We start from the raw sequence: 8,079 nt of genomic DNA on the forward strand, positions 1-8,079 counted from the left end.
TCATTTTTTCAGGACGTTACACACTATTATGAATAAATACTTTTTTCTAATTATAATCTTGATTTCAAGTTTGTGTTTTGCACAGTTACCAAAAGGTAATACTTTTATTTATGAGTTAAGTTCTGATGTAGAATTTAAATCGTCAAAATCTTTTGATTTGATAAAATCAACTTCGAATCCTGTTGAATATATTTATACGTATAACGGAGAGCAAGCTTTGTTTGTTCCGATTGAAAAGTTGAATAATTCCCAAACTTTAGAAATTGATATGGTACAAATTTTTGTAAGAGCAAATGGTATGTTTTATTATGATTATAAAAATCAATTTATATCGAATAAAAAAAATCTAATGAATAAAGAATATCTTGTGACTTCAAAGTTTGATGATTTATACTGGATTGATTTGAACGAAACAGAAGAAATAAACGGAGTTCTTACCAAGAAATATAATACAAAACGTAAAGATAAAGGATTAAAAGAGGATAAAATTATTACTACAACTATTTGGGTTGACGAAACATATTCTGATAATATTGCGCCTTTTGGATTGATGGGTTTGAAAGGAATTATTGTTAAAGCAAACTTTAATGGAGGAAACAATTTAATTTTAAAACGAATTGAAACAAATCCTTTAAAAGAAATAAAACCACTTAACGCAAAAAATGAGGTAACTAAAGAAGAATTTCAAGAAATTATAGATCAACGTATACTAGAATTGCGAAGAAAAAGAGCAGAAAAACTTGAGATTAATAACTGAAAATTATTTTTAAAAATGAATAAATCTTATTTTTGAGAAAATTTTTAATCAAAAAACAAAATATATAATAATGGCAACAATCAATTGGCAAACGGTAAAGGAGTACGAAGATATCACGTTCAAGAAATGTGATGGTGTAATGCGTATTGCGTTTAATCGTCCTGAAGTTCGTAATGCATTTCGTCCGAAAACTGTTTTCGAATTATTAGATGCTTTTCAATTAGCAGAAGAAGACCGTGAAGTTGGTGTAATTTTATTGACAGGAGAAGGACCATCTGCAAAAGACGGTGGTTGGGCTTTCTGTTCTGGAGGAGATCAACGTGTTCGTGGTGCAAAAGGTTATGAAGGACAAGATGGTGTTGGACGTTTGAATATTTTAGAAGTTCAGCGTTTGATTCGTTTTTCGACTAAAGTTGTTGTAGCTGTGGTAAACGGTTGGGCAGTAGGTGGAGGACATTCTTTGCACGTGGTTTGTGATATGACATTGGCTTCTAAAGAACACGCAATTTTCAAACAAACGGATGCTGATGTAGCTTCTTTTGATGGTGGTTACGGTTCGGCTTATTTGGCTAAACAGGTCGGTCAAAAACGTGCGCGTGAAATCTTTTTCTTAGGATTGAATTATTCTGCTCAAGAGGCTTACGATATGGGAATGGTGAATTTAGTTGTTCCACATGATGAGTTAGAACAAGTTGCTTTTGATTGGGCACAAGAGATTTTAACGAAATCGCCAACGGCAATTAAAATGCTGAAATTTGCTTTCAATTTAGTAGACGATGGTTTAGTTGGACAACAAATTTTTGCAGGAGAAACAACACGTTTTGCATACGGAACAGAAGAGGCTGTAGAAGGTCGTAATGCATTCTTAGAAAAACGTCCAAGAGATTTTTCTAAATTTAGATAAGAAAATTTTCAAAATATAAACGAAAAGCGATGTTTAACATCGCTTTTTTATATTTCTATAAAATCAATTACATTTACCCAAAACCTAATTAATTTGTGACAATAGATTTTCCTGTTTCCATCGAAATTTTTGGACATTCAGTCTTAATTCATCCTATTCTCGAATCGGTCGGAATTTTTATTGCGATGCGTTATTATGCATTTCTTCGAAAACGTAACAAATCAAGTTTGTCTACAATTCAATCTTTCGGGATTATTATTGGCGCTTTAATTTGTGCACTTTTGGGATCCAAAATAATTGGAACATTAGAAAATCCTCAAGCTTTTTTGGATGCAGAAAACCAATTTTTCTTTTTCTGGACAAGTAATACAATCATAGGCGGATTAACCTTTGGTTTAATCGGTGTTGAGTTAACCAAAAAAATAATTAAACATAAAGAAAGTACAGGCGATTTGATTGTTTTTCCATTAATCTTAGCCATGATAATTGGTCGAATTGGTTGCTTTTTAACAGGCGTTTACGAACAAACATATGGCATAGAAACAACTTCAATTTTCGGAATGAATTTAGGCGATGGATTGTTGCGTCATCCTGTTGCGTTGTACGAAATTGTTTACCTTCTTTTGCTTTGGAGAGTTTTGAAAATCGTTCAGAAAAAATATATTTATCCTTCTGGTTATATCTTTCAAATCTTTATGCTGGCTTATTTTTCATTTCGTTTTTGTTTAGATTTTATCAAGCCAATTCATCCATTATTTTTAGGTTTAAGTTCTATACAATTAACATGTGTTTGTGTCATAATTTATTATATCTTTAATTCATAGCAAACTAAACCTAAATACATAAAATGATCTACGCAGTTATTTTTGCAGAAGGCGGTCTTGGAAGTGATTTTATTTATATTATCATTGCTGTTTTGTTAGTGATTGCGATTATTGGTGGTGCTGTTGGTTCATTAATTTCGCTAATTATTAACTCAATTTCTGGACATAAAAAAGAAACAAAATATTATTTAATGGTTTTCGGAATGTGTGCTTTGATAACACTTATTATTTCGGGAATGGTTTGTGGTTCATTATAAATCTTAGCCAATGTTAGCAGTTATTTTTGCGCAACAATTTATTCATACAGATGATATTGTTCTGTTTTTATTATTTGTAGCATTTATTGGAGCAAGTCTTATTTCTCTTATTAGTTTAATTTATCAATCAATTCAGAAAAAAATAAATATACAACGATTAGTGATATTATTTTTTGGATCATTTATAGGATTGTTTTTATTATTTATAGCTTTAATCTATCTCATTTTTGATGGATTTTAAGTACTTAAAACTCATACTATGCCAGTTAGAAATTACACTTATTACGATTATACAATAAGTCTTTGCCCAGAATGTTTGAAACGAGTTGGCGCAAAAATTATCATTGAAGACGAAAATGTTTTTATGACAAAACGTTGTCCAGATCATGGTTTCTTCAAAACTAAAATTGCAACTGATGTCGATTATTACAAAAACATCAGAAATTATAACAAAGCTTCGGAAATGCCTTTGCATTTTGGGACGGATGTCGAATATGGTTGTCCGTACGATTGCGGTTTGTGTGTAGATCACGAGCAGCATTCGTGTTTATCAATTGTTGAAGTGACGGATCGATGCAATTTAACTTGTCCAACTTGTTATGCCATGTCGTCGCCACATTATGGTTCTCATCGTAGTTTGGAGCAGATTGAAGCGATGTTCGATACAATTGTTAAAAATGAAGGCGAACCAGATGTTGTGCAAATTAGTGGCGGTGAGCCAACAATTCATCCGCAGTTTTTTGAGATTATGGAAATTGCCAAATCAAAACCGATTAAACATTTGATGTTGAATACAAACGGGATTCGAATTGCAAATGATCCTGGTTTTGCTGAAAAATTAGCGACTTATGCGCCTGAATTTGAAGTTTATTTACAATTTGATTCATTTAAAAAAGAAGTTTTAGAAGATTTTCGAGGAAAAGATTTGACAGATGTTCGAATGAAAGCTTTAGAAAAATTGAATGAATTAAATCTTTCTACAACTTTGGTTGTTGTTCTTCAAAAAGATAAAAATACGGATGAAATTGGAAAAATCATCGATTTTGCTTTAAAACAAAAATGTGTACGTGGAGTTACTTTTCAACCTGTAGAAATTGCAGGCCGAAACAGAGAAGACTCTATTCATGAAAAAATTACCTTAACGGAAGTTCGTCAAGAGATTCTGAATCAATATCCTCTTTTCAATGGAGATGATATTATTCCGGTTTCGTGTAATCCTGATGCTTTGGCAATGGGATATATGTTAAAATTAAATGACGAGGTAATTCCGTTAACACGCTATATAAATCCTGCCGATTTATTGAATAACGAATCAAAAAATACAATTGTTTACGAACAAGATGAAGAATTGAAAGTACAGTTGTTGGATATTTTTAGCACAGGAATTTCTGTGGATAAAGTACAACCAAAAATGAATCAGTTGCTTTGTTGTTTACCAGAAGTTTGCGCGCCCGAATTGGATTTAGATTACGATAATTTGTTCCGAATAATCATTTTGAATTTTATGGATGCACATGATTTTGATGTTCGTGCTGTTAAAAAGTCTTGCGTACATATCGTCAACAAAGATTTGAAATTAATTCCATTCGAAACAATGAATTTATTTTATCGCGACGAAAAAGCTGCTTATTTAGAAGAGTTGAGAAAAGAGGATAAAGTATTGTTTTAGATGATGATGACAAACTGCTTATTTTTTGGTGATAGTATTACCTACGGCGAATATGACGGAATTCTGGGAGGTTATGTAGAAATTTTGAAACGTTATTGTCATGCAGAATTTTATAACAACAATGCAAATGAAGTCAATTGTTTTAATCTCGGAATAGGAGGTGAGACAACAGAAGGGTTAATGAACCGATTTGAAGTTGAGACAAAAGCACGTCTTTCTCCTGATGAAAATCTAATTTTCTTTTTTTATGGCGCAAATGATTTAGCTGAAAGAAATGATTTAGAATTGGTTTCACTCGCTAATTTCGAATCAAATCTTTTTGAAATAATTTCTCAAGCAAAAGAATTTACAGTTAACATTTATGTGATAAGTATTTTACCAATCTCTAAAACGGTTGATGGAATAAAAGTTCCTAAACGTAAATTTCGTACGACTCAAAAAATTGAATTATACAATCAAAAGCTAAAAGAATTAGCACTTCAAAATCAAATAGAATTTATTGATATTTTCTCACGTTTTAATTCAACTAAAGAAGAATTTCTTTCAAAAGATGGTATTCATCCAAATGAAAAAGGATATCAATTTATCGCAAATCAAATCAAACCGATTGTAGAGAAATATTTGTAAAATCTATTTTTGTTGAATTTGACTTCTGTAATATGGAATGATATAATCTTTAAAAAATAAAAAAGTCATTGATCCAGCTATACATGTAAATGGTGCGTTTTGGCTTGTTCCAGTTGGTGAGATCTAAGAAATTAATAATCCAACTAAATATCCGCATAAAGCGTAATAACCAATTTTCAGAATTATTCTTAATGCTTTGTTTTTCATTTTATTAGTGTTTTAATGAAGATATGGTTTTTATTGATAGTAAACAAAATAATCTTTATTCATTATAAATAACTCATTTTGGTTTTGTAACTTTGTTCGCGAAAGTTTATGGTAATTTTTCAAATAAAAAATTAGTATTAACAAACGAAATTTTCTTCGGGGCAAGGCGAAATTCCTTACCGGCGGTTATAGTCCGCGACTCCTTTAACAACTGTTATTGGACTGATTTGGTGAAACTCCAAAACCGACAGTATAGTCTGGATGAGAGAAGAAAATTGAACACAACTGAAAGTCATGAGTGATAAGTGTTAAGTTCTGAGTGAAAAACTCATGACGCACAACTTTGAGCTTATTACTTAACAATGTGTTTCGCCCTGAAGTGATGTTTCATGATAAAACAAAAATCAAATGAAAACAATCACACAATTTGGCTCAACAGCCAATGAAAGAATTGCAAATGCAATAAAAGATCTACAAAACGGAAAAGGAATTTTATTAATTGATGATGAAAATCGTGAAAACGAGGGTGATATCATTTTTCCTGCTTCCACAATTACTGCGCCTGATATGGCTTTATTGATTCGTGAATGTAGCGGTATTGTTTGTCTGTGTCTTACACAAGAAAAAGCAGATGAATTGGAGCTAAATCCTATGGTCGAAAACAATAACTCACGTTTTCATACTGCATTTACAGTAACTATTGAAGCAAAAGAAGGTGTAACAACTGGTGTTTCTGCAGCCGATCGTATACAAACGATAAAAACAGCAATTAATCCAATTGCAAAACCGACTGACCTTAATCGACCTGGACATGTTTTTCCTTTAATTGCTCGTCCAAAAGGCGTTATGGAACGTCGAGGACATACAGAAGGAAGTATTGATATTGTGAAATTAGCAGGTTTAGGAAATGAAGCAGTTTTGTGCGAATTGACAAATGTTGATGGTACAATGGCGAAAGTTCCGCAAATTATAGATTTTGCCGAAAAACATGAAATGACTGTTTTGACAATTGAGGATATTTACGAATATCGTCTTCAATTAGAGGAGAAAAAACAATTAGAATTCGCTTAAATTAAACAATAAAATACATCATAAACTTTCAAAAATCTTCGGGTAGAAATACACGAAGATTTTTTTTGATTTTATACAAAATTTATTATCCAAAATCAAGGTAATTTTGAATAAAATCAATGTACATTTAAAAACTTAAAATTCAAATTACAAAATGACATCAGAGGAGAAAGTTCCATCCGTTTGGAAAAATAAAGAATTTATTCCATTCATATTTTTAAGGTTTTCCTTAATCTTTGCTTTATTCATTCAGAGTACGTCTGTTGCGTACGAAATTTTTAAAGTCACTCAGAAAGAAATTTTTCTTGGATTAATTGGTTTAGCCGAGTTTTTACCAATTCTTTTAACTGCTTTTTATGCGGGACAATTGGTCGATAAATTGGATAAACGGATGATCTTGGTACGAAGTATTGGTTGTTTTATGACCGCTTCTTTTGTCTTGATGATTGTTAACTTTCCGTCAGTTCGCCAAGCAATCGGAATTCCTGTTTATTTGGGAATCTGTTATTTTGCATTTTTCATTTTAGGATTGACAAGATCCTTTAGCGGACCAGCTTTATTTGCACTTTTAGCCTTAGTTGTCCGTAAAGAAAACTACACAAAAGCAATTCCAGTTTCTTCGTCTGCATTTATGATTGGATCAGTTTTAGGACCTTTGGCAGGAGGAGTTATTTTAGCAAAATTTGGTATTGAAGCCGCTTTGATAACCGCTTTTACAATTATGTGTATTTCGATGGTGATGATATTATTAATTTCTAAAAAACCAGCAGAAATATCAGAATCAGAATCGACAGAATCGCCAATGATACGTATCAAAGAAGGTTTGAGATTTATTTGGGGAACGCCAATTATATTAGCTGTTTTGAGTTTGGATATGTTTGCGGTTTTCTTTGGTGGAGCAGAATCGTTGTTACCAGCTTTCGTTGAAAAAGTATTGAATCAAGGTTCTGAAGCTTTTGGATTATTACGTTCAGCACATGGAATTGGATCGATTATAATGATGTTTTTCTTGTCGATGATTCCAAGTTTATTAAAAGGAAATGTTGGACCAAAATTATTGGGAGCAGTCGCAATGTTTGGTATTTGCATTATATCTTTCGGATTTAGTCAAAATCTGTATTTATGTTTTGTGATTTTGATGTTTGGAGGTGCTTTTGATGCAATTTCGATGGTAATTCGTCAAAGTATTTTACAAATTAAAACGCCCGAAAATTTGAAAGGTCGTGTTTCATCTGTCAATTCAATATTTGTGAGTTCTTCTAACGAATTAGGAGCTTTAGAAAGTGGAATTGCTGCAACATTTTTAGGGTTAGTTCCAGGAATTATTTTTGGTGGAACAATGACAATTTTAACCGTAATTTTAATTGCATTTTTCATCAAACCTATTCGAAAAGTAACCTTAGAATAAAATATTAAGATAAAAAGAAGTAAAGGTTTTAAAATAAAGTAAAGCGAATCAATTGATTCGCTTTTTTGTTATCTTTAAGAAAATAATTATCAATGAAATCTATTGTTTACTTTTTACTTTTAGGATTTGGTTTGTTGAGTTGTAATAAGGATGAAATTAAAATAAAGGTTGATAAAGTCGAAAATAATATGATACACTTTACAATCAAGAATAACTTCGAAAAAGAATCAATTCGCTTTTTAAAACCTAAACATAATTATTTATGTTATGAAGGAAGTAGTCCTATTAATAATATCTATAAAGATTTTTACATCTTAGATTTTATAAACAGATACTGTAATCTTCCCCTTGTTAA

Annotated in this window: 10 protein-coding genes and 1 riboswitch; all 10 genes read left to right on the plus strand. The window is 31.3% G+C overall.

What is annotated here, in order from left to right:
• The first annotated feature begins 28 nt into the window (after nt 1-28).
• A complete protein-coding gene (locus B3M86_RS01390; RefSeq protein WP_291078947.1) occupies nt 29-757 on the plus strand; it encodes a hypothetical protein in 729 nt (242 codons plus the stop codon).
• 70 nt (nt 758-827) lie between these two features.
• Nucleotides 828-1,661 (plus strand): 1,4-dihydroxy-2-naphthoyl-CoA synthase, encoded by an 834-nt coding sequence (locus tag B3M86_RS01395; RefSeq protein WP_125350193.1) that lies wholly within the window; start codon nt 828-830, stop codon nt 1,659-1,661.
• A gap of 95 nt (nt 1,662-1,756) precedes the next feature.
• On the plus strand, nt 1,757-2,485 hold the full coding sequence (locus B3M86_RS01400; protein ID WP_291076515.1) for a prolipoprotein diacylglyceryl transferase: 729 nt from the start codon (nt 1,757-1,759) through the stop codon (nt 2,483-2,485).
• A 23-nt stretch (nt 2,486-2,508) separates the two neighbouring features.
• Nucleotides 2,509-2,742 carry a hypothetical protein gene (locus B3M86_RS01405; RefSeq protein WP_291076513.1) on the plus strand — a complete coding sequence of 78 codons (234 nt, stop codon included), beginning with the start codon at nt 2,509-2,511 and terminating at the stop codon, nt 2,740-2,742.
• 10 nt (nt 2,743-2,752) lie between these two features.
• A complete protein-coding gene (locus tag B3M86_RS01410) occupies nt 2,753-2,983 on the plus strand; it encodes a hypothetical protein (RefSeq protein WP_291076511.1) in 231 nt (76 codons plus the stop codon).
• An 18-nt stretch (nt 2,984-3,001) separates the two neighbouring features.
• Complete coding sequence (locus tag B3M86_RS01415; RefSeq protein ID WP_291076509.1) at nt 3,002-4,411, plus strand: radical SAM protein; 1,410 nt, start codon at nt 3,002-3,004, stop codon at nt 4,409-4,411.
• 6 nt (nt 4,412-4,417) lie between these two features.
• Nucleotides 4,418-5,038, plus strand: a complete 621-nt coding sequence (locus B3M86_RS01420) for an SGNH/GDSL hydrolase family protein (protein WP_291078949.1) — start codon at nt 4,418-4,420, stop codon at nt 5,036-5,038.
• Between the two features lie 355 nt (nt 5,039-5,393).
• Nucleotides 5,394-5,522, plus strand: a riboswitch (FMN riboswitch).
• 131 nt (nt 5,523-5,653) lie between these two features.
• On the plus strand, nt 5,654-6,316 hold the full coding sequence (gene ribB, locus B3M86_RS01425) for a 3,4-dihydroxy-2-butanone-4-phosphate synthase (protein WP_114999705.1): 663 nt from the start codon (nt 5,654-5,656) through the stop codon (nt 6,314-6,316).
• Between the two features lie 154 nt (nt 6,317-6,470).
• A complete protein-coding gene (locus tag B3M86_RS01430; protein WP_286496264.1) occupies nt 6,471-7,724 on the plus strand; it encodes an MFS transporter in 1,254 nt (417 codons plus the stop codon).
• A gap of 92 nt (nt 7,725-7,816) precedes the next feature.
• The coding region (locus B3M86_RS01435; RefSeq protein WP_291048153.1) for a hypothetical protein at nt 7,817-8,079 on the plus strand (263 nt) is incomplete at its 3' end.

The sequence above is a fragment of the Empedobacter sp. UBA6305 genome, from assembly GCF_002440405.1.
GTDB lineage: Bacteria > Bacteroidota > Bacteroidia > Flavobacteriales > Weeksellaceae > Empedobacter > Empedobacter falsenii_B.

What these genes read in the sequence shown, in the direction of transcription:
- B3M86_RS01410 (WP_291076511.1), top strand. Translation starts at nt 2,753, where the DNA reads ATGTTAGCAGTTATTTTTGCGCAACAATTTATTCATACAGATGATATT.
- B3M86_RS01420 (WP_291078949.1), top strand. Translation starts at nt 4,418, where the DNA reads ATGACAAACTGCTTATTTTTTGGTGATAGTATTACCTACGGCGAATAT.
- ribB (WP_114999705.1), top strand. Translation starts at nt 5,654, where the DNA reads ATGAAAACAATCACACAATTTGGCTCAACAGCCAATGAAAGAATTGCA.
- B3M86_RS01430 (WP_286496264.1), top strand. Translation starts at nt 6,471, where the DNA reads ATGACATCAGAGGAGAAAGTTCCATCCGTTTGGAAAAATAAAGAATTT.
- B3M86_RS01395 (WP_125350193.1), top strand. Translation starts at nt 828, where the DNA reads ATGGCAACAATCAATTGGCAAACGGTAAAGGAGTACGAAGATATCACG.
- B3M86_RS01390 (WP_291078947.1), top strand. Translation starts at nt 29, where the DNA reads ATGAATAAATACTTTTTTCTAATTATAATCTTGATTTCAAGTTTGTGT.
- B3M86_RS01405 (WP_291076513.1), top strand. Translation starts at nt 2,509, where the DNA reads ATGATCTACGCAGTTATTTTTGCAGAAGGCGGTCTTGGAAGTGATTTT.
- B3M86_RS01415 (WP_291076509.1), top strand. Translation starts at nt 3,002, where the DNA reads ATGCCAGTTAGAAATTACACTTATTACGATTATACAATAAGTCTTTGC.